Annotated in this window: 17 protein-coding genes and 3 tRNA genes; 10 read left to right on the plus strand and 10 right to left on the minus strand. The window is 34.5% G+C overall.

All coding sequences use genetic code 11. The features are described 5' to 3' along the window. Positions 1-13 precede the first annotated feature (13 nt). Positions 14-934 (minus strand): homoserine kinase, encoded by a 921-nt coding sequence (locus tag ACODSI_RS00275; protein WP_488914830.1) that lies wholly within the window; start codon positions 932-934, stop codon positions 14-16. A 104-nt stretch (positions 935-1,038) separates the two neighbouring features. Next, positions 1,039-3,486 (minus strand): bifunctional aspartate kinase/homoserine dehydrogenase I, encoded by a 2,448-nt coding sequence (gene thrA, locus ACODSI_RS00280; RefSeq protein WP_488914831.1) that lies wholly within the window; start codon positions 3,484-3,486, stop codon positions 1,039-1,041. Between the two features lie 399 nt (positions 3,487-3,885). On the opposite strand from thrA, the gene hutH reads away from it, so the two are divergent. Continuing rightward, entirely contained in the window at positions 3,886-5,388 is a 1,503-nt protein-coding gene (hutH, locus tag ACODSI_RS00285; protein ID WP_488914832.1) for a histidine ammonia-lyase, read from the plus strand. Here the strand turns inward: hutH and ACODSI_RS00290 are convergent. The 6 genes from ACODSI_RS00290 to ACODSI_RS00315 all read right to left on the minus strand — a co-directional run bounded on the left by ACODSI_RS00290 (position 5,385) and on the right by ACODSI_RS00315 (position 11,044). After that, a complete protein-coding gene (locus tag ACODSI_RS00290) occupies positions 5,385-5,744 on the minus strand; it encodes a DUF1304 domain-containing protein (protein ID WP_488914833.1) in 360 nt (119 codons plus the stop codon). The two genes, hutH and ACODSI_RS00290, sit on opposite strands and share 4 nt — an antisense overlap. 3 nt (positions 5,745-5,747) lie before the next feature. Then, the gene (locus tag ACODSI_RS00295; RefSeq protein WP_488914834.1) at positions 5,748-6,332 is read right to left on the minus strand and encodes a TMEM175 family protein; all 585 of its coding nucleotides are present in this window, start codon (positions 6,330-6,332) and stop codon (positions 5,748-5,750) included. Between the two features lie 3 nt (positions 6,333-6,335). Beyond that, positions 6,336-6,851: a DUF421 domain-containing protein gene (locus ACODSI_RS00300; protein WP_488914835.1), complete on the minus strand. Its 516-nt coding sequence runs from the start codon at positions 6,849-6,851 to the stop codon at positions 6,336-6,338. Then, positions 6,851-7,036, minus strand: a complete 186-nt coding sequence (locus ACODSI_RS00305) for a hypothetical protein (RefSeq protein ID WP_488914836.1) — start codon at positions 7,034-7,036, stop codon at positions 6,851-6,853. Before ACODSI_RS00305 ends, ACODSI_RS00300 begins: the two co-directional genes overlap by 1 nt. A 7-nt stretch (positions 7,037-7,043) precedes the next feature. Beyond that, positions 7,044-8,414, minus strand: coding sequence for a 30S ribosomal protein S6--L-glutamate ligase (gene rimK, locus ACODSI_RS00310; protein WP_488914837.1), 1,371 nt, complete (start codon positions 8,412-8,414; stop codon positions 7,044-7,046). 86 nt (positions 8,415-8,500) lie between these two features. Further along, positions 8,501-11,044, minus strand: coding sequence for an ATP-dependent Clp protease ATP-binding subunit (locus ACODSI_RS00315; protein WP_488914838.1), 2,544 nt, complete (start codon positions 11,042-11,044; stop codon positions 8,501-8,503). Positions 11,045-11,307: 263 nt separating this feature from the next. Between ACODSI_RS00315 and gyrA the strand changes: the two genes are divergently transcribed. Together gyrA and ACODSI_RS00325 are read left to right on the plus strand one after the other, a co-directional pair. Continuing rightward, positions 11,308-13,914 carry a DNA gyrase subunit A gene (gene gyrA, locus ACODSI_RS00320; protein WP_488914839.1) on the plus strand — a complete coding sequence of 869 codons (2,607 nt, stop codon included), beginning with the start codon at positions 11,308-11,310 and terminating at the stop codon, positions 13,912-13,914. 96 nt (positions 13,915-14,010) lie between these two features. Then, complete coding sequence (locus ACODSI_RS00325) at positions 14,011-15,336, plus strand: tetratricopeptide repeat protein (protein WP_488914840.1); 1,326 nt, start codon at positions 14,011-14,013, stop codon at positions 15,334-15,336. Between the two features lie 51 nt (positions 15,337-15,387). Here ACODSI_RS00325 and ACODSI_RS00330 read toward each other — a convergent pair whose 3' ends face one another. Then, a complete protein-coding gene (locus ACODSI_RS00330) occupies positions 15,388-16,149 on the minus strand; it encodes a C40 family peptidase (RefSeq protein ID WP_488914841.1) in 762 nt (253 codons plus the stop codon). Between the two features lie 164 nt (positions 16,150-16,313). Then, the gene (locus ACODSI_RS00335) at positions 16,314-17,492 is read right to left on the minus strand and encodes an acetyl-CoA C-acyltransferase (RefSeq protein WP_488914842.1); all 1,179 of its coding nucleotides are present in this window, start codon (positions 17,490-17,492) and stop codon (positions 16,314-16,316) included. 260 nt (positions 17,493-17,752) lie between these two features. On the opposite strand from ACODSI_RS00335, the gene ACODSI_RS00340 reads away from it, so the two are divergent. From ACODSI_RS00340 to ACODSI_RS00370, 7 genes are all read left to right on the plus strand, one after another. After that, positions 17,753-17,836, plus strand: a tRNA-Ser gene (locus tag ACODSI_RS00340). An 8-nt stretch (positions 17,837-17,844) separates the two neighbouring features. After that, positions 17,845-17,919: transfer RNA gene (locus ACODSI_RS00345), tRNA-Pro, on the plus strand. A gap of 21 nt (positions 17,920-17,940) precedes the next feature. Then, a tRNA-Arg gene (locus ACODSI_RS00350) sits at positions 17,941-18,014 on the plus strand. A 158-nt stretch (positions 18,015-18,172) separates the two neighbouring features. After that, positions 18,173-19,378, plus strand: coding sequence for a tyrosine-type recombinase/integrase (locus ACODSI_RS00355; protein ID WP_488914843.1), 1,206 nt, complete (start codon positions 18,173-18,175; stop codon positions 19,376-19,378). Between the two features lie 129 nt (positions 19,379-19,507). Beyond that, complete coding sequence (locus ACODSI_RS00360) at positions 19,508-20,416, plus strand: hypothetical protein (protein WP_488914844.1); 909 nt, start codon at positions 19,508-19,510, stop codon at positions 20,414-20,416. 397 nt (positions 20,417-20,813) lie between these two features. Continuing rightward, complete coding sequence (locus tag ACODSI_RS00365) at positions 20,814-21,089, plus strand: hypothetical protein (RefSeq protein WP_488914845.1); 276 nt, start codon at positions 20,814-20,816, stop codon at positions 21,087-21,089. Positions 21,090-21,357: 268 nt separating this feature from the next. Further along, complete coding sequence (locus ACODSI_RS00370; protein WP_488914846.1) at positions 21,358-23,115, plus strand: hypothetical protein; 1,758 nt, start codon at positions 21,358-21,360, stop codon at positions 23,113-23,115. The last annotated feature ends 329 nt before the right edge of the window (positions 23,116-23,444 follow it).

Here is a 23,444-nt window from a genome sequence, read left to right on the forward strand (position 1 = left end):
TCGGTGTTTGTTTCTATATTATTTTTACTCCTTCCGGATTTATTTTTGAGATGTGCATATCAAATGGAATTCCAATATTTTGATAACTTTCACTCATTGCAAAAGCTACTTTTTCGGCTTTCTCTTGTCCTTTGCACAAAGCAAAAATCGAAGGCCCAGCACCCGAAATTCCGGCACCTAAGGCTCCGTTATGTAGGGCTACAAATTTAGTAGTATCAAAACCAGGAATTAAATTTTTGCGCAACGGTTCTACTATTTCATCATGAAGCGATCGTCCAATCAATTCATAATCGTTGGTGTATAATCCAGCAATTAATCCACCTACATTTCCCCATTGTGTAATGGCAGATTTAAGCGGAATCATCGGTTCTAAAACGGCACGAGCATCGGCTGTTTTTACTTCAATTTTTGGGTGAAGCACTACAGCATAAAGTTCACTCGGTGAGTTAATTCGTATTACATCCAAAGGATTATAACCTCTCACTAAAGTAAACCCACCCAATAGGCAAGGCGCTACATTGTCGGCGTGTTCAGAACCACTGGCTAACGCTTCACCTTTCATGGCAAAATCGACTAACTCTTTCCGTGAAAAAGGCTTGTCTAATAGTTCATTAATTCCGAAAACTGATCCTGCGGCACTTGCAGAAGAACTTCCTATACCACTTCCAGCTTTAATCTTTTTGTGGATTTCAATTTCAAATCCGAATGCAGGATTTACAGCATTAACCATAGTTAAAGCTGCCACTCCAGCTACATTTTTTTCGGTTTCCATGGGTAAATCTGCGCCAGTTATTTTAGTAATTCGAATGCCTTTTTCAGCCGATTTTCGAATGATCATTTCGTCTCCGATAGTTTCAAGGCACAAGCCCAATACGTCAAATCCGCAAGATAGATTAGCGATAGTGGCAGGGCAGAATAGTTTTATTTCGTTCATTTTTTAGTTTATGAGGTTCTAAGTACCTGAGGTTCTGAGATGCTAAGTTTTTTAGTTTAGTTTTGTCTTAGAACCTTAGGAACTTAGATACTTAGTGACTTATTTTACACATTTCCAATTCGAATAACATCGGCAAAAATACCCGATGCAGTAACCGCAGCACCAGCACCAGCACCTTTGATGATTAGCGGTTGGTCGATGTATCTATCGGTATAAAATTCAACAATATTGTCTTTTCCTTCAAGGTTGTAAAACGGACTTTCTTTCGGAATGAATTGCAATCCGACACTGGCTTTTCCATTGTCAAACGAAGCTACAAATTTTAATCGAGCATCTTTCGATTGGGCTTCAGCCAATAATTTTTCAAAGTGAGCAGCATGTTTTATTAACGACTTGAAAAAATCGTCGTTATTGGTCGTTTCCATACATTCTTTTGGAAGAAACGAATTGTTTTCAATAGCTTCCATTTCCATAGCATAGCCACTTTCACGAATCAGAATTAAGATCTTTCTAGCCACGTCTACACCACTTAAATCAATTTTTGGGTCAGGCTCTGTAAATCCTTGCACACCAGCTTCTTTTACTACATCGTGAAAATTATAAGAATCACTAAAATTATTAAAAATAAAGTTCAAACTTCCCGATAAAACAGCATTGATACGATTGACTTTATCACCTGATGCGATGAGGTGTTTCAAGGTATCGATAATAGGTAACCCAGCTCCAACATTGGTTTCGAATAAGAACGGTGCGTTGTATTTTCGAGATAATGATTTTAAATTTTTATAATTATCGTATTGCGATGAACAGGCAATTTTGTTGCAGGTTACTACGGCAATATTTTGTTTTAAAAACTGGTCGTAAATCGAAGCAATATCGTAATTGGCGGTAATATCTACAAAAATACTGTTGCGTAAGTTGAGTGCTTTAGTTTTAGAAATGAATTCGGGAACACTAGCGGTTGCACCATTTTCGAGAGCAGATTTCCAGTCTTTTAAGTTGATTCCGTCTTCATCGAAAACCATTTTTCGTGAATTGGATAAAGCGATAACACGTAGATTAATTTTTAGATTTTCTTTCAAGAATTTCTTTTGTTGGTGGATTTGATCGATGAATTTTTCACCTACGTTACCAACGCCCATCACGAATAAATTCAACTGTTTGGTATTGTCTTCAAAGAAGCGTTCGTGTAAGGTATTCAGGGCTTTTTTAACATCATTTTCATTAATGACTACCGATATATTTCTCTCAGAAGCACCTTGAGCAATAGCTCTAATGTTTACATTATTTTTCCCTAATGTACTGAACATTTTACCACTCAACCCTTGATGATTTTTCATACTTTCACCTACTAAGGCAACAATACACAAGTCTTTTTCAACAATACAAGGGTCAATTTTGCCTTGAGCAATTTCTAGTTCAAAAATTTTGTCAATAGCTGTTTTTGCTTTTTCGGCTTCATGATTCTGAATTCCGATGCAAATCGAATGTTCTGATGACGCTTGTGTAATGAAAATTACATTAATATTTTGTTGTGAAAGCACTTCAAATAAACGTTTGGAAGAACCTGCTACACCAATCATTCCGGAGCCTTCTAGCGTTAATAATGCAATATTGTCAATATGAGAAATTCCTTTAATTGGGTTGGCATTCGCATCGGGTGAATTTGAGATTAGAGTACCATATGCTTCAGGTTCAAAAGTGTTTTTAATCCAAATAGGGATATTCGCTTTTAAAACCGGTTGAATCGTTGGCGGATATAATACTTTAGCACCAAAATGCGACAATTCCATCGCTTCTTGATAGGATATCGACTCAATAGGTTGTGCTTGTTTCACGATTTTCGGATTGGCAGTGAACATGCCGTTTACATCGGTCCAAATTTCTAATGATTCGGCCTTTATTCCATTGGCGATGATGGCAGCCGTATAATCGGAGCCACCGCGACCCAAAGTGGTAGTGTTTCCGGTTTCATCGGCAGCAATAAATCCCGGCAATAAAACCACTTGTGATGTATTGGATGCAAAATAATCAGCAATTAATTGATTTGTTTTATCAAAATTAACCGAAGCTTTTCCAAAATTAGAATTGGTTTTAATCAACTCGCGACTGTCTTTAAAAGTACTATTTGGGATGGTTTGTTGCAAAGCGACAGCAATAATTTGTGACGATAATAATTCGCCAAAGCTCGCCACAGCATCAGCAGTTCTTGGAGATAATTCGCCCAACAAGAAGCAACCGTCTAACAACGTTTGCAATTGATTAATTTGACTATTGATTTTGATTGAAAGTTGATTTTGATTAGCGCTATCAACTAATTCAGAAATCGCATCAAAGTGCTTTTGTTTGATTTCCTCGATATTTTTTTTATACGATTCGTCTTTTGAGGCTGCTTTGTGAGCGGCATTTATGAGTATGTCGGTTACGCCACTTAGAGCAGAAACGACAACAGCAAGTTTGTTATTAGAGGCTTTTTGGTTTACAATAGCTATTGCCTTTTGAATGTTTTGTGCATTGGCCACTGATGTTCCGCCAAATTTTAATACTATCATGTTTTAATTTTTATACAATTGTGAATTACATATAAAGTTTTGCTCTCATTTGAAAGCCCATAAAAAGTGGATTATATGTGAAAATTATACCCCGAATGGGGTTGTAGTTGTAGTTGTTGTGGTGCCAACAAAAAACGCAACCAAAGAAGTGGTTGTGAATACAGAAGAATAGGTGTTTTTGTTGTTTAACATACATTTCAAAAGTAAAGATTTTTGTGAACCAAAAAAATGAAACGCGTATTTTTATGAATATCACAATTTTACTAGACTATGGGTTTTGAATATTTTTTTAAATCGAGTTGTTTTGGGGTATTTTTATTGATTTGATAATAAAATAGACGTTAAAATAGTTGTTTTTTAACAATTGTTTGTTGAATTTTGACAACAAATTACATCAAAATGGACACCATACATTACATAAGTTCTGAAGTATTAAGTTTAGAAACGTTGCAAGAAATCATTTCGCAACATAAATCATTGGCTCTTTCGGAAGAAGCCAAAATCAATATTCAGAAATGCCGTGAGTATTTAGATAAAAAAATGGCTTCTCACGACGCACCGATTTACGGAATTAATACCGGATTTGGCTCGTTATGTAATGTGAAAATATCCAATGAAAACCTTTCGCAACTACAAGAAAACCTTGTAAAATCGCACGCGTGCGGAACTGGTGAAGAAGTGCCTCATGAGATTGTAAAAATCATGTTGTTGCTTAAAATACAATCGTTAAGTTACGGTCATTCGGGCGTGCAATTGTTAACTGTAGAACGATTGGTTGATTTTTATAACAATGATATTTTACCTGTAATATACAATCAAGGATCCTTAGGTGCTAGTGGTGATTTGGCTCCGTTAGCCCATTTATCATTACCTTTGTTAGGCGAAGGTGAAGTATATTATGATGGTTTTCGTCAACCAGCCAAAAAAGTGCTAGAAAAAATGGGTTGGCAACCGATTGTGTTGCAATCTAAAGAAGGATTAGCGTTATTAAACGGGACGCAATTTATGAGTGCTTATGGCTCTTATATTTTGCTGAAAGCGATGAAATATTCCTATTTAGCCGATGTTATTGCTGCCATTTCCTTAGAAGGATTTGATGGAAGAATAGAACCGTTTAACGAATTGATTCATTATGTGCGTCCGCACAAAGGGCAGATTGTCACTGCCAAAAGAATGACTGAATTATTGGAAGACAGTCAAATTATAGCGCAAGAAAAACAGCATGTTCAAGACCCGTATTCTTTTAGATGTATTCCGCAAGTGCACGGTGCTTCTAAAGATACTATTGAATATGTGAAGAAAGTATTCAAAACCGAAATCAACTCGGTTACCGATAATCCGAATATTTTTGTAGGAGAAGACGAAATTATTTCGGGCGGAAATTTCCATGGTCAACCTTTAGCTTTAGCTCTCGATTTTCTAGGAATAGCTTTAGCTGAATTGGGAAGCATTTCCGAACGAAGAACGTATCAATTGATTTCAGGATTACGCGGTTTACCTGCTTTCTTAGTGAGTAATGCCGGATTGAATTCGGGATTCATGATTCCGCAATATACCGCTGCAAGTATTGCCAGTCAGAATAAGCAATTGGCTACTCCAGCCAGTGTGGATAGTATTGTTTCGAGCAACGGTCAAGAAGATCACGTATCTATGGGCGCCAATGCTGCTACCAAATGCTTAAGAATCATGGAGAATGTAGAACGCATTTTAGCCATCGAATTGATGAATGCTTCTCAAGCGATTGAATTCAGACGTCCCTTGCAATCGAGTGAATTTATCGAAATGTTTTTAAAATCGTATCGTGAAGAAGTGCCGTTTGTAGAAGAAGACCGAATTTTGCATTATGATATTGAAAAATCAGTTGCCTTTTTGAATACTTTCTTAATTGATTTGGAGGATTAGAAAGCCATGCTAAATAACCCTAATATGGCGGGTAAAGTTTGCACATAAAAAATTCGTTTAGAAACTGTAGCTGCCCCAAACAATCCAGCAATCAAAACACAAGTTAGAAAAAACAGCGCCACATTATTACTCCATTCTGTATCAGTGATGTACAATGACCAAAGCAATCCAGCGGCTAGAAAACCATTGTATAATCCTTGATTGGCAGCCATAACTTTGGTTTTTTCGAATTGGTCTTCGGGAATGGTTTTAAATACTTTTTTTCCGCGAGTAGTCCAAGCAAACATTTCCAACCACAAAATATAAATGTGTAATACTGCAATTAATCCGATAATAATTTGAGAAATTAAGTTCATAATTTAAAGCGTTTCGTTAGTAAAAATTCGTTCAATTCGTTTGTCGGGAATCAACCAAATCAACGCCACAATGATATAGATAGTTCCAGAAACTATGGGGTAATAATTGGCAAAAAATATGGCAATTAAATAAAAAATAACAGAAGCTTTTTCTTTTACTCCTTTTCCAATAGCTTTAGATAAAGAAGAATCGTTACCGGCTGATTTTATGATTAGATTTTGCAATATAAAATAAGCTAATCCATTCATGAACAAAACAATTCCGTACAACATCATGGGAAAAGGGGCAAAGTGGTTTTCGCCATTCCAGGCGGTTACAAACGGAATAAGTGATAACCAAAACAGTAAATGCAAGTTTGCCCATAGTATTTTTCCGTTCACATTTTTCACGGTATGCATCATATGATGGTGGTTGTTCCAATAAATTCCAACATAAATAAAACTCAAAATGTAGCTTAAAAATTTTGGAAATAATGGTTTCAACGCATTGCAATCCATGCCTTCTGGAACTTTAAATTCCAAAACCATTATGGTTATAATTATGGCTAAAACACCATCGCTAAAAGCTTCCAGGCGGTTTTTATTCATAAATTAATTGTTTAAGGTTCCTAGTGTTTTATGTATTTTTCGTTTGTGATGGGTTTGTTTCAAATTTTTATCGCCTGAAATAATGCTAATACTTCCATCAATTTCGAACATGGCCAATTTTACTTCTTTATAATGTTCAACACCATGTTCACGCATGGCTTCTTGCAATTCGTCATTGGTAATGCCCAAGCGACCTATAGTTTCAAACTCAATTTTACCGTTATGAATGAGAATTTCGGGTTTGTCTTGTACTAATTTTTTTATGAACTCCGATTTAGACATTACTTTTTTAAATATAAAGTTGATGGCAAAAAGTGCTAAAGCCGCAACAATTCCGCCATACAACGATGTGTTGTTACCCACCATAGCATTTTGAACTGAGTTACTAATGAGTAGAATCAGAATCACATCGGCCGTATTCAATTGCGATAATTGTTTTTTGCCAAAAATTCGCAAGGCAATTATCATGAAGAAATAAACTGATACGCTTCGCAGTGTTATGTCCAAATAAGGATTCATTATACTTTTGGTTTTGTTAAATTCATAATTAATAACACAATTAATGCGATAAAAATTAAAACACTTCCTATAATCAATAACACTTTAGAACCCGGATTTTTGAGAAAATGGAATACAATTCCAAGTGCAATAATCATCATGCCTTTGGCAAAAATTACTAGCGATGGGATAAATCTTTTGTTCATTTGAGGATTATTTTTTTTTAATATTATGTTCAATCGCTTTAATCATTTCACCTGCAATATCTTTATTGGTAGCACCTTCAATTCCTTCCAACCCTGGTGATGAGTTTACTTCCAATAAAAGTGGCCCTTTAGAAGAACGAATGATATCAACACCTGCGACACGTAAATCCATCGCTTTTGCAGCTTTAATTGCAATTCTTTTCTCATCGGCAGTAGGTTTTACAATCGATGCTGTTCCACCCATGTGGATGTTGGCTCTAAATTCGCCTGGAGCCGCTTCACGCTGAATGGCAGCAACTACTTTACCATCAACTACAAATAGTCGCAAATCTTTTCCGTTAGCTTCTTTGATGAATTCTTGCACCAAGATATTAGCATTCAAACTTTTGAAAGCATTGATTACTGATTCGGCCGCTTTTTTAGTTTCAGCCAATACAACACCCTTTCCTTGAGTACCTTCTAATAGTTTTACAATAAGTGGCGAACCGCCTACCATTTTGATTAAATCATCAGTATCTAAAGGAGAGTTGGCAAATCCAGTAGTAGGAATATCGACACCATTTCGTAATAATAGTTGAAGCGAAAATAATTTGTCACGCGATTGTGTGATGGCTGCAGCCGAATTCAAACAATACACTTTCATGGCTTCAAATTGACGTGTTAAGGCGCAACCATAGAACGTTATACTTGGACGAATTCTCGGAATAACTGCATCAAAATTATCCAGTACTTTTCCGCCACGGTAATGAATTTCAGGTTTGTCGGCATCCAATTTCATATAACATTCTTTGATGTTTAGAAAGTGCATTTCGTGACCTCGCATTTCTCCAGCTTCCATAATTCGGCGGTTGCTGTATAATTCGGGATTACTGGCCAATAAACCAATTCGGAGTCCCGATTTATTTGGAATAGCATTAATGTATAAATCTTTTAGATTTTCTGTTGTGGTTTGACCCAAAAGATATTTCTGTTCGGGATCGACTAAAATTCTACCACTCATGGCTTCGCGACCCAATAACATTCGGAATCCCATAGAATCTCGATTGGTTAGCGTCATCTCTATTTTCCAAATTTCTTCGCCAATTTTGATGTCCGTTTGAATCACATACCGTTGTTCTCGAAAACCACTCGAACTTTTAACAATGCGCTTGTCAATTAAAAGAGCCTCGCAATGGATAACTGTTTTAAGGTTGTTTTGAATAGGGTTGATGTCAAATTTCACCCAATTGATGCCGTCTTTTACAAAAGGAGCGATGTTTATAGCATGTAATGCAGAGGTTTTTGCACCGGAATCGACACGTGCTTTGATAGCAGGAATTCCGAGTTCTGGAAAAGAGCACCATTCTTCGGAACCTAATATGATTTTATTTTGTGGCATGATTTAAAAATAAAACCACGAACTATCGAATTTCATAGGATACACTAAATTCGGTAATTCGTGGTTAAAAATTAATGATTACTTTTTTAACTAGTTGGCTCTTCTGCTTTGTGAACTTTTACGGTCAATTCATCGGCGCCATCTTCAATATCCATGAAAATTTCGTCACCAGAATTGATTTTGGATGTAATAATTTCTTCAGCAAGGGCATCTTCAACATATTTTTGAATGGCTCTTTTTAGCGGACGAGCACCAAATTGTTTATCAAAACCTTTTTCTGCAATATACGCTTTTGCTTTATCAGACAAGTTCAATTTATAACCCAAATCTGCTACACGAGCGTACAATTTTTTAAGTTCAATTTCGATAATCATATCGATATCATGTTTCTCAAGAGCGTTGAATACAATTACGTCATCAATTCTATTTAAGAATTCAGGAGCAAAGGTTTTCTTCAAGGCATTTTCAATAATACTTTTCGAATTGTCATCGGCTTGTGCCACTTTAGCAGCAGTTCCGAAGCCAACACCTTGACCAAAATCTTTTAATTGACGTGCACCAACGTTGGATGTCATGATGATGATGGTGTTTTTAAAATCGATTTTTCTTCCTAAACTATCGGTAAGATATCCATCATCCAATACTTGTAACATCATGTTGAACACATCTGGATGTGCTTTTTCAATTTCGTCTAAAAGCACCACACAGTATGGTTTTCTTCTAACTTTTTCGGTTAATTGTCCACCTTCTTCATATCCAACATATCCTGGAGGAGCACCAATTAAGCGAGAAACAGCAAATTTCTCCATGTACTCACTCATGTCAATTCGGATCAAAGCATCTTCAGAATCGAATAATTCTTTAGCCAAAACTTTAGCCAATTGAGTTTTACCAACACCAGTTTGACCTAAAAAAATAAACGAACCAATTGGTCGGTTTGGATCTTTCAATCCGGCTCGGTTTCGTTGGATTGAACGTGCAATTTTAACTACCGCTTCATTTTGTCCAATTACCTTGCCCTGAAGCAATTCGGGTAAATTAGCTAATTTATTACTTTCTGTTTGGGCAATACGATTTACCGGAATTCCAGTCATCATTGAAACCACATCGGCAACATTATCTTCGGTAACTTCAATTCGGTTGTTTTTAGAATCTTCTTCCCATTGTTCTTGAGCAATAGCAAGGTCTTTTTCTAATTTCTTTTCATCGTCACGAAGTTTGGCAGCTTCTTCATATTTCTGTCTTTTAACTACCGAATTTTTAAGTTCACGCACTTCTTCCAGTTGACGTTCTAAATCCAATATTTGTTTTGGAACATCAATGTTGGTAATATGAACTCTTGATCCTGCTTCATCCAAGGCATCAATAGCTTTGTCTGGTAAAAAGCGTTCTGACATATATCGGTCAGTCAGTTTTACACAAGCCTCGATAGCTTCTGGTGTATACCTAACGTTGTGATGGTCTTCGTATTTATTCTTGATGTTGTTCAAAATGGTAATTGTTTCGGCTACCGAAGTAGGTTCTACAATTACTTTTTGGAAACGTCGTTCTAGTGCACCATCTTTTTCAATGTATTGACGGTATTCATCAAGTGTTGTGGCACCAATACATTGTATTTCGCCTCTTGCTAAAGCAGGTTTGAACATGTTTGAAGCATCAAGAGAACCTGTCGCGCCACCAGCCCCAACAATAGTATGGATTTCATCAATAAACAAAATGATGTCGTCGTTTTTCTCTAATTCGTTCATCACGGCTTTCATACGCTCTTCAAATTGTCCGCGGTATTTAGTTCCGGCAACTAAAGAAGCCAAATCCAAAGTTACTACACGTTTGTTGAAAAGAATACGCGATACTTTCTTTTGAATGATGCGTAAAGCTAAACCTTCAGCAATAGCCGATTTTCCCACTCCAGGTTCCCCTATAAGTAATGGGTTGTTTTTCTTTCTACGGCTCAAAATTTGAGAAACGCGTTCAATTTCTTTTTCACGACCCACTACTGGATCAAGTTTTCCTTCTTCAGCCATTTCAGTTAAGTCGCGACCAAAGTTATCTAATACAGGCGTTTTAGATTTTTTATTGGACTTGTTGGTAGGATTATTAAAACTACCTTCTTTCATTCCTTCATCCTGTCCAGAATCTTCATTAAAAGACTCATTTTTTGGTAGATTTTCTAAGAAATCATCTTCGTTTGGTGTCATATTTAAATATTGTTCTTTAGCTACTTCGTAATCAATTTTTAATTTGTTAAGCAGCTTTGTTGTTGGATCGTTTTCGTTTCGCAGAATACACAATAATAAGTGCGCTGTGCTAATGGAAGTACTTTGAAAAACTTTTGCTTCGAGAAAAGTAGTCTTCAGTGCTCTTTCAGCTTGGCGCGTTAAGTGTAAATTCTTTTTTTCTAAATTGGTTTCTGCATTGGGATTGGGTGGGCTCAAAATTTCAACTTTCTTTCGTAAATGGTCTAAATCAACCGAAAGATTATTAAGTATAGTGATTGCTTTTCCATTTCCATCTCTTAGAATTCCGAGCATAAGATGTTCAGTTCCAATAAAGTCGTGTCCTAATCGTAGGGCTTCTTCTTTACTGTACGTGATCACATCTTTTACTCTTGGAGAAAAATTATCATCCATTGTTATAGCAATTTATTTAATGTAAAATTAGTGAATTAATTGAATGCTTACAAAAATCATTCCCAGTAAAACACTTGTCAGTAAATTGACAAAAAAATAGTCATATATAAAAGTCATGTCGAACTAATTTTATTAACCATTTCATAACGCTATTTTGTTAATAAATCATTGAAATTAGTGCTTGAAAATGCTTTCCAAAAAAGCAAAAAGATGTATATTGCACGTTTGAATTCTAAATTAATTTATTTTAAAAATTTATAAATATGTCTGACGGAGAAAAGTTAATTCCTATTAACATTGAAGACGAAATGAAGTCAGCTTACATCGATTATTCGATGTCGGTTATTGTGTCAAGAGCACTACCAGATGTACGTGATGGTTTGAAACCCGTACACAGAAGAGTATTGTATGGAATGTACGATTTAGGAGTTTTTTCTAATAGAGCTCACAAAAAATCCGCAAGAATTGTTGGAGAAGTTTTAGGTAAATATCACCCACACGGCGATACATCAGTTTATGATGCGATGGTTCGTATGGCTCAAGAATGGAGTTTGCGTTATTTATTGGTAGACGGTCAAGGTAATTTTGGATCGGTTGACGGTGATAGTCCGGCAGCGATGCGTTATACTGAGGCTAGAATGAAAAAAATGTCAGAAGACATTATGGCAGATATTGACAAAGAAACAGTTGATTTTCAATTGAACTTTGATGATACGTTGTATGAGCCAAAAGTGATGCCAACACGAGTTCCTAATTTATTAATCAATGGAGCTTCGGGTATTGCAGTTGGTATGGCTACTAATATGGCGCCACACAATTTAACGGAAGTAATTGATGGAACTTTAGCATTTATCGACAATGAGGAAATAGAAATCGATGAGTTAATGAACCACATCAAAGCTCCAGATTTCCCTACAGGTGGTGTAATTTATGGATATGAAGGCGTTCGTGAGGCTTTTAAAACAGGTCGTGGAAGAATCGTTATTCGCGCTAAAGTTGGTTTTGAAGAAGTACACGGAAAAGAAGCCATTATTGTAACTGAAATTCCGTATCAAGTGAATAAGGCAGACATGATTAAAAAAACTGCCGATTTAATTAACGAAAAGAAAATAGAAGGTATTTCAAACATCCGTGATGAATCGGACAGAACTGGTATGCGTATCGTTTATGAATTGAAACGCGATGCCGTTCCGAATGTAGTATTGAATACGTTGTATAAATACACGCAACTTCAGTCTTCGTTCAGTGTCAATAACATTGCTTTGGTTAATGGAAGACCACAAATGTTGAATCTAAAAGAATTGATTCATTATTTCGTAGAACACCGTCATGATGTTGTAGTTAGAAGAACTCAATTTGAATTGCGCAAAGCCGAAGAACGTGCTCATATTTTAGAAGGTTTGATTATCGCTTCGGATAATATTGACGAAGTAATTGCTTTGATACGTGCCTCTAAAGATGGTGACGAAGCTAGAGCTAAGTTAATTGAACGTTTCAGTTTGTCTGAAATTCAAGCACGTGCTATTGTTGAAATGCGTTTACGCCAATTAACAGGTCTAGAGCAAGACAAACTTCGTGCAGAATACGAAGAAATCATGAAATTAATTCAACGCTTGAAAGACTTATTAGCAAGCAAAGAATTGAGAATGGAATTGATTAAAGAAGAGTTAATCGAAATCAAAGATAAATATGGTGATGCTCGTCGTTCGATTATTGAATATTCTGGTGGTGATGTAAGTATTGAGGATTTAATTGCTGATGAAAATGTAGTAATTACCATTTCACATGCTGGCTATATCAAACGTACTTCTTTAACCGAATATAAAACTCAAAATAGAGGAGGCGTTGGGCAAAAATCGGCCGCTACTCGTGACCAAGATTTCTTAGAACACTTATTTGTAGCTACCAATCATAATTATTTATTGATTTTTACACAAAAAGGAAAATGTTATTGGATGCGTGTGTATGAAATTCCTGAAGGTACTAAAGCTAGTAAAGGAAGAGCCCTTCAAAACCTAATCAACATTGAAAGCGATGATAAAGTAAAAGCGTTTATTTGTACACAAGATTTAAAAGATCAAGAGTACATTAAAAACCATTATGTTATTATGGCCACTAAAAAAGGTCAGGTGAAGAAAACTTCTTTAGAGAAATATTCTAAACCAAGAGTAAATGGTGTTGCTGCAATTACCATTAAAGATGGAGATGAGTTGTTAAGTGCAGAATTAACTAACGGAAAAAGTCAAGTTTTAATTGCTGTTAAATCAGGAAAATTGGTTCGCTTTGAAGAAGCTAAAACGCGTCCTATGGGAAGAACGGCTTCTGGTGTTCGTGGTATTACGTTAAGAGATGAACAAGATGAAGTAATTGGAATGGTTTCTGTTGATGAAAATAATATTAATGAAACGCAATTACTAGTTGTTACTGAAAATGGTTACGGAAAAAGAACCAAACTAGAAGACGAAGGTGAAGCTGTTTATAGAATTACCAACCGTGGTGGTAAAGGGGTTAAAACATTAAACATTACTGAAAAAACAGGAGCTTTAGTTTCTATCAACACCGTTACCGATGCCGATGATTTGATGATTATCAATAAATCAGGATTGACCATTAGAATGGACGTTTCAACCTTACGTGTTATGGGACGTGCGACTCAAGGTGTTCGTCTGATTAACATCAAAGGAAATGATTCTATTGCGGCTGTTACCAAAGTAATGAAAGACGAAGAAGAAGAAGCAATTGCAGCAGATGGTGAAGAATTAGAAATCGATCCCAATGCCATTTTAGAAGATGATTCTGAGGAAGATGATGTGGTTGATAACGACGATGAATCTGCTGAAGATGATGATGCTAATGAATCTGAAGAATAATTTTTAAATAAAACAACTATAAAAGCCATGTAACCTAATATTTAATTTAGATATCATGGCTTTTATTATTAATAAACAAAAAAACACTACACAATCATGAAAATTAAACACATAATAATTGCTGGGACATTATTAGTTTCTGTTGGTTCTTTCGCCCAGAAAGAGGAATTAAAAGGATTAAAAAAACTATATGGAAAAGAAGAATTAAAGGGAGATGACTTAGTCGAGTACAAAGCATTGGTGGCTAAGGTCATTCCATTAGCCACAGAAGAAGGCGATAAGATATATGCTGAATTTTATAAATGTATGATTCCTGTTTTAGAATCGTTGGCATTAGACAAAACAATGACACCGTTGCAAATTCAAATGGCATTAGCTAAAGTGGTTAGTCCAAAAGCAATTTCAGAATTGGCTACGGGTTTAAATGCAACCTTAGAGTACGAGAAAAAACCTGGAAATAAAAAGGTTTATACGGATGATATTAAAGAAACTATTTCATCTTTTAAACCAGAAATGTTGAATTATGCGGTTGCTCTTGGCAATCAAAAGAAATATAAAGAATCGGCAGATGTTTTGTATTCTATTTACCAATTGGATAAAAAAGACATTGAGAATTTGTATTATGCTGCCAATTATGCTGTTGAAGGCATGGATTATGATAAAGCATTAGCGTATTACAAAGAACTTAAAGCTGCTAATTATACTGGCGAAGGAATGGTGTATTATGCAAAAAACAAAACTACTGGTGCCGAAGAAAATTATACTTCCAAAGAAACTAGAGACAATTTAGTTACTTTAGGTACGCATGTTGCTCCACGTGATGAGAAGTCACCTTCTAAAAAAGGAGAAATTGTAAAAAATATTGCATTAATTCTTATTGAACAAGGTAAAACAGAAGAGGCTAAAAATGCAATCATTGATGCTAGAAAAGAAAATCCAAATGATGTTGGTTTGATCACTTCTCAAGCAGATATTTACTATAAATTAAACGACATACCAAACTATAAAAAAACCATCAACGAGGCTCTTGAGAAAGATCCAAATAATGAAGTGTTGGTTTATAATTTAGGTGTAGTTAGTGTGACTAGTAATCAATTGGAAGATGCTGAAAAATACTTCAAAAAAGCCATTGAATTAAAGCCAAATTATGTTGACGCTTATTTGCAATTATCCGATTTAACCTTGAAACCTGATGCAAAAATTGTTGAAGAAATGAATAAATTGGGTACCAATGCCAAAGATCAAAAAAGATACGATGTGCTAAAAGCAGAAAGACAACAATTATTTAATAAAGCCATGCCATTATTAGAGAAAGCACATGAATTAGATCCTAAAAATGATGTTGTGAAATCTAATTTAAGAGCGGTTTACAGTTTCTTGGAATTATCAGACAAACTAAAAGCATTAAAAGCGGAACAATAAATAAAGTGTACACAAAAGAAAAGCGTCTCAATTTCGAGACGCTTTTTTTAGTTATATAATTTTCTTAATGACACGCAATCGGTGGGTATGTCTGTTTTGTTCAGCATTGTAAATTCCCAAATGATCCAGTCGGTCAATTCTAACTTTTCCACTAGCATGAATGATGTAATTGTTTTCAAGCATAATCCCAACATGGATGATTTTACCTTCTTCATTGTCAAAAAAAGCCAAATCACCAGGTTCACTTTCTTCAATAAAACTCAAAACTTCACCCTGACTAGCTTGTTGTGAGGCATCTCGCAGCAGTTTGTAACCATTAAGCTTGTACACCATTTGTGTAAAACCAGAACAATCAATTCCAAATGGTGTTTTTCCACCCCAAAGATACGGTGCATTCAAATACATAAATGCGGCATCAATCAAGCCCGACTTTGGTTTTACACCGCTTATTTTCAATCCTTCAAACTCATAATTTTGATTATTTATGTCACTATTATTCAAAAACGATAGCGATGCGCCTAATGTAATCGGAATCAAAACATTGTTGGGTGCCGAAATATATTCTACCAAATCGGCATTAAGAATTAGAGCTTCATTACTCAGTAAAGTATAATTTTCCTTCGAAATTACTTGATATTGTTTGCTGTCAATCCAACCTTCATAACCATCAAATTGAAGCTTAATTTTGGCCCATTGTTTGTCTTGTTCTAAAATTTCGAAATGCTCACCAAAAAGTACCTGAGATACAATTTCACTTCGGTCACTCGGCTCCAATCGCAAAGGGATTATAGAAAGATTACAAATGGCAAACATAGTATTTTATAAATTATACAGTTTAAATTATTTTAGAAGCTATTTCCTGCTATTCATTTCAATCTTTTGTGCCGAACACCGTCACAAAAGGATTTCCATTACTATCAGGGCTATGAATTTCGGCAGTTCATTACAACCTGTTCAATAAAATTCAAAATAGTTTTTTAAGCTTTTTCAATCACAATAGCCGAAGCACCACCACCACCATTGCAAATAGCCGCTGCTCCAATTTTAGCATTATTTTGTTGTAAAACATTGATCAATGTCACCACAATTCGAGCACCCGAACAACCCAATGGATGTCCCAATGAAACGGCTCCACCATTGACATTAATTTTATCGTTTGATAATCCTAATATTTTGGCATTCGCTAAACCTACTACAGAAAAAGCTTCGTTAAATTCGAAGAAATCAACATCAGTAAGCGATAATCCTGCTTTGTTCAAGGCTTTTGGTAATGCTTTTGCTGGAGATGTGGTAAACCATTTTGGTTCTTGAGCAGCATCCGCATACGATTTTATATAGGCTAATGGTTGTAATCCCATAGCAAGGGCTTTCTCTTCACTCATTAAAATAACTGCCGCAGCACCATCATTAATAGTAGAAGCATTAGCCGCAGTAACGGTTCCGTCTTTCGTGAAAACAGCATTTAGAGTCGGAATTTTTTCCAATCTCACATTGGTGTATTCTTCATCTTTTGTAACCATAATTGGGTCGCCTTTTCTCTGCGGAACGGCAACCGGTACAATTTCCGAATCGAAATTACCAGCTTCCCATGCCTTAGCAGAACGCTCATACGATTGAATCGCGAAAGCATCTTGTTCTTCACGTGTTATTTTATATTCAGTAGCACATAAATCGGCAGCAACACCCATAGCATTGTTGTCGTAAGCATCAACTAATCCGTCTTTTTGCATGCCGTCTTGCATGCTTGTTGGGCCAAATTTCACGCCGTTTCTCAGGTGTACATAATGCGGAATCAAACTCATGTTTTCCATACCACCAGCTACTACAATTTCGGCATCACCAGCCATGATAGCTTGTGCGCCAAACATAATGGCTTTCATTCCAGAAGCACATACTTTATTAACTGTGGTACAGGCAACTTCATTGGATAATCCAGCATAAATAGCAGCTTGTCTGGCAGGAGCCTGACCAGCGCCAGCTTGCACAACTTGTCCCATAAATACCTCGTCAACTAATTTTGGATCTAAATTAATTTTTTGTAAAGCACCTTTTATAGCTGCAGCCCCAAGTTGTGGAGCAGAAACAGTAGATAAAGACCCCATAAAACTTCCAATTGGGGTTCTAACGGCCGATACGATAACTATCTTTTTATTCATAATTTTTTTTATTGAATTGTTGTTTGTTAGTTTGTTAGGCAAATTTACTGTTTTTTAGGGAAAATTCATTTTTCAGTATAAGATATTCCGTAATAATTTAATAATGTAAAAATATTATTTTCTATTTATTTGATTTTTAAGCGATTCATTAAAATGTACGATTTATATCAAAAAAAAGAGTTTAAAATGTTGTAAATATTATAATGTTACGTTACATTTGCAACCGCTTAAAGCGAAAGTTCTTATACAAAAAAAGAATAGGAGAGGTGCCGGAGTGGTAACGGAGCAGATTGCTAATCTGTCGACGGGTAACCGTCGCCAGGGTTCGAGTCCCTGTCTCTCCGCTTTTTTTCGGGGTGTAGCGTAGCCCGGTTATCGCGCCTGCTTTGGGAGCAGGAGGCCGCAGGTTCGAATCCTGCCACCCCGACTCATAAGTGATTATGATAATGGTCTCATAGCTCAGCTGGATAGAGCAACTGCCTTCTAAGCAGTAGGTCTCAGGTTCGAATCCTGATGGGATCACATTTTTAAAGCCTTGAAAATCAAGGCTTTTTTTATGCAATATACTTAAATTGTCATTTTTGCGTTTATTTTTTTCTCACAAAAACGCTAAAATAGGTACAAAATATGTACAAAATAATACATTTGTTTACTTATTTTTTACTTACTTTTTTTCAATTATGACAATAGAATTCAAATTAAATACCTCAAACAAGGAATCAAAGAAAGGTTATGCCTTGATTATTTATGTTTACATAAACAAAATAAAAAAAATACCTACACCCTATCATTGTAGAATTGAAGATTGGGATGATGTCTTAAAAGAACCTAAAAGAACCCATCCCTTTTATTTTGATTTTATTGATTACGTTTTAAAAACAAAAATCAAAATAAATACTATTTTGGGAAAACCTACAAATTATGCTTCCATAAGTCAAGTAGAAAGTTTTTTAGCCAATGATAATCCCGATTCTTTTTTACATTTTCTAAAAAATTATTATAAAGAATTGGAGGATAATAAAAAGAAGACTTGGGTAAATTACAGGGACGCGTATAATGTTTTAGAAAAATATCAAAATGAAATTTATTTCTCTGAAATCAATTATAGTTTTATAACAAAATTTAGAGATTTTAAATTAAACAATGGATGTAACGTTGGAGGAATTCATTGTTATTTAAGAACTATAAGAGCAGCTTATAATGAAGCAATAAAACGAAAAATTTATAAGCCTGATGATTTCATAAGCCCTTTTAAGGGAGTAATGCCAAAGTTGGGTAAGACAGAGGATAAACATTTTATGTTATCTGAAATGAAAACATTGTTTGAAAATCTACCACCTAAAATAATAAGTATGCGAACAGATATTGATTATCACTATCACAATTACTTTCTATTGTGTTTTTATCTTGGAGGATTGGACTTTGTTGATTTAGCCAATTTAAGATACGATTTGCACGTTAAAAATGGACGAGTACAATTTACCCGATTTAAAGGGGGGACATCAGAGTTTATTGATAATATTATTATACCCGAGGCATTGGTAATTCTAGAAAAATATAAAGACAATGCACCTTATTTAATCAACATTCATAAATATCAATATCCCTCTTTACGAAATAATTATTTGAAACGCTTTGGTAAATTTATTTACAGCATTAAAGATGAAAACAATAAATCACTAATAGAGAGTTATTTTACTACTAAAACAGCTAGATATACCTTTATTAATTTAGGGAAACAGCTTGAACTCAATAGAGATGTAGTTATGGAGATTACAGGACATAGTAGAGGCGATGTACATTCTATTTATGAAGGGTCTTATTCTTATGAGGTTAAAGATGCAGTACACAGAAAAATCATTGATGCTGTATTAAATAGATTCTAATTATTAAGATTTTCTTAACATTAAAATACTTTTTGAGTGCTATTTACGTTTTGTTTAGGTAATAAATTAAGTTAGTAATAAAAATCCTTTTTAAGGATTTTTTTTTGACACCATGCAACTATTGTCTAAATGAACCCAAACAAAAATATTGTAAAAACCGTTCCATTTATATTATTTGTGGCTGTATCGCAAAATCAGTCTACCAATCCTGTTTTAGATATAATATATGAAGGAGAAATTAATTTAGAGAGTTATTGTTTAGCATTAATTAACAAAATTTTAGAGCTTCCACAATCTCAATTTTCAAATTTCATAAGTTATCAATTGAACCAAATAAGCGATCCTTTAAATTGGATTGATTGTTTTGATATGCTAATTACTCAAAATGAAAAAATATTTAAAAAAAATAACCAATTTTTTAAATACAATAAATTACTTAATTTGATTCAACAACAAAGAGATTTATTACAATGCCCAATAGTCTTAAAACCAAGTAAGACTAGAGTTCCCAAAAGATTAATAAATGCAGAAACTGAAGAGAGGTATTTTTGTTTTTATCAGACAAAACATCACGTTGAAACATTATCAAACTTTAATGATTGTATCATCTATTTAACAGAGGAAATTTTTGAGTATAGACAAGCTGAAATTATCTCAAAAAATAATAAGCTACAGGATTATGATTTACAATGTAGTCAACTCATCGAGAAACTGCAAACAATTCGCAAAATGAAAACTGATTTAGGAACAGAACCAAAAAGTACAGGTTATCCGATAAATTATGTTAAATCAGAACCACTTCAAATTCATGGGGCTATTAATATATTAACTCACGTTTTCAAACAAATGATGACTACGGTTAAGCCAAACGGAAAGCCCTACTTACAATGCAAAATAAAAGAAGTATCCGAATTTATTTGTGATAACTTTGTAGATGAGAACGGGCAACCACTTTCTCCTACTACCATTCAAACCTATTTATCGCCCAATCGAAACGATAAAGACCCCAATGGGGAAAATATGATAACCATTTTATAATCCGATAGCAGTGAAGCTATCGGATTTTTTGTTTTCTATCAATTAAAAATTCAAAAACTACACAAGGTCTGATTTTTCAAAAAATCATTTTTAAACTTTCCTTTATTGATAATGCTTCCCAAAGCTCAAAGTCTGATAAGACCTAATCAGACTTTATCAGACCTTATAAAAAATCCTCTTTTTTTAACACTTTTCGCTTCTTTTTTTGCCTAAAAAGTGTGCTTTTTTACAAAAAATCCCCTGTTTTTTTCAAGGTCTGATTTTTGAAAAAAGAGCGATTTAAACTTTCCTTTATTTATAAGACTTCACAAACTTTTTAGTCTGATAAGACCAAAAAGTACTTATCGGACTTTTTTTTATTTGGTGTATTTGTCCCATAATTTAAAAATGATAGGTTATGCAGACAATTTTAATCCCAGAGGGTCATCAGGTAGTAATTCTTTCAAATGATTTGTTGGCTGTTTTAAATGGTCTTACGAGTTGGCAAACCATTACAGAACCAACAATAAAACAAGTTGCCGATTATGTTGGTGTATCTGTTGAAAAAATAAAAAAAGACCTTAAAAATCCAAAATGTTTATTAAGAATAGCCAAAAAAGGAAGTAAAGGCAGAGGCAATGAAACCATTTTTGTTAAAAGTACGGTTGAACTCTATAAAAACAATAGAGTTTAATAGCTATTTGGTTCATTAACAAAAAAAATACTCAAAATAACCATTGCAATAGTTTTCAGAATAATTGCAATTATCTATTGAAATCATTGCAATTGTTCTGAATTAAAGTGAAAATAAATCCACAATACACAACGGCGAAAAGCTGTAATTTCCTTAAGGCACAGGCGTAGATTATACGCCTTGCCTATAGGTTAAAAGAATTGCAATTGTTTTTAAAATCATTGCAATTACCCATTAAAATCATTGCAATTATTAAATAATTAAGAAAATGCAAACCCAAAAGTTAAACGATAGGGTCTTTACTCTAGCCTCTACTCTGTTCGGTTTAGAGCCAAAACAAGAGGTAAAACAAACCATTGCAATACCATTGCAATTAAATGATAGAATCATTGCAATACCATTGCAATTAAATGATAGAATCATTGCAATTTATCCCGCTATTATAGAACAGGCTTTTAGTGGTACTATGGATAATTTTCGCAAGTACATTGCTAGTTACAATTTTAAAACACAGGAGGAAAATGAGCTAATAGCAAAGCATAATAATTCTGTTAAAGAATTTTATAAAGAAAATGAATTATCCCAAGTTCAGCTAGAGTTTAAAAGATTGTTTTTGCTAAAGAGCAAACAATTAAAATCCATTAGAACATACAACCAAGCTGTTACAGAGTTTTGCAATAGTTACGGGGATATTATTGAAAAAAAGAAAATCCAAAGCGTAAAATATGCAACAGAGGTAGTTTTTCAAAATTTATTGCATTTGTACAATAGTCAATTAATGAGCCGTAATGAGAAATTTATCAAAGCGGGTATTACCTCAAAAAGACCGCTACAGGAGTTTAAAGTAAACTCTTTTTTAGTAACTCAATTAAAGAGAAACGAGGTTAATAGTATTGCTATTTGTTCTAAAACAGTTCGTAATCACAGAAAGCGATTAGAGGAAGCAGGAGTGTTTGTTGCGTATCATTTTGCAGGGAAAAACAGAGCGGTTGAGCTTCATATAAACCCCGAGATTTTGGTGGTTTTGGAGCTAAAAACAATGGAACTTATAACAATTGAAAATCAGCAAGTTAAAATTTTAAAAGGGAAAGTTTTACCTGATAACAATGAAAGTACTGGAACTATTTTAAATGAATATAAAAAGAATGAGAATGTTAACAATTCTCAAAGTAATTGGAGTTCGAGCAAAGCTCTCACGGGTTTAAATTCATTTTTTACAGGAACACACAACGGTCAAAGTCAGATTTGCACTAAGGGGGCGGGGCAAAACACTATACAAAAGCCTAATGAACTCTCGCAAAGGCTTAAAGAATTAATCTTGCACCCACAGGAGCTGGCAGAGAACCTAGCTAGTGGAATGTATTACGATTACAAACCAATTGATATTCGCTATTTGTTTAAAGAAGCCTTTAGCGGAACACTCACAAATGAGGAGTTTAGAGAGTTAGCCATTCAGGATTTTTTTAAATCAATATCCAAAATCTATAGGTTTTCAACCCCTTTTGTAGGCAGTTACAAAAAAGCTATTAGCCTGTATTATCAAAACAAGTGGATTTCTTTTACTGGAAACAGTTTTAATAAAAGTGTTTTGGTGGATGAGATACAACAAATGCGTTGGCGTACCCATTGGGCTGTAAAGTGGTTTATAAAAAATGAGTTTACGCCACTATTCCCATTTGATTATTTGGATATGACAAGAAAAACGGCAAAAGAAGTAGGTTTTGAATATACCAAAAGAAAGTGGAACGAGCATTTGAAAGCCATCCAAAAATACGATACTCTTAAAAAGAGACAACAAGTAAACGCAAGTAAAAGAAAGCAGGCTATTAACTACGCTAAAAAATGTGAAACGGCTTTAAATAGGTTTTTTAAAGATAAGATTACCTACACCCAATTGTTTGATTATGTAGGGCAGAATTTACCTAAAAATTATATGGAGAAACTACCTGAGTTAATTCTAAAAAAGTCTCTTGAACATACCCAAAAGTCCATTACCCCTATACAATATAACCTATTAGAGTTTTAAAGCTATGCCACACGAATTTTTTAAAAAAGAAAGCTCCAAAATAAAAATGGTCATTCTGACAAAGGGGGCATATAAAAACAAAGTTTGGTACTCTCCTTTAAATCAAAATAAGCGCAGGAGCGAGTTAGTTATTAGAAGTATGCTAAAACGCTTTGAGAGAAGCAAATTAAAGTCCATTACTAACGTGGTGCAATTCTATGAGAATGATGTATTAATTCAAAAAATTAAAATTATATGAAAATCGTATTAAAGAAAATCAGCAAAGAGAATACCAAGATTATACAATCCGAACTATTATTATTTATCAGGTATAAAGTAGATAATCTCTC

Source organism: Flavobacterium sp. FG139 (assembly GCF_057809695.1).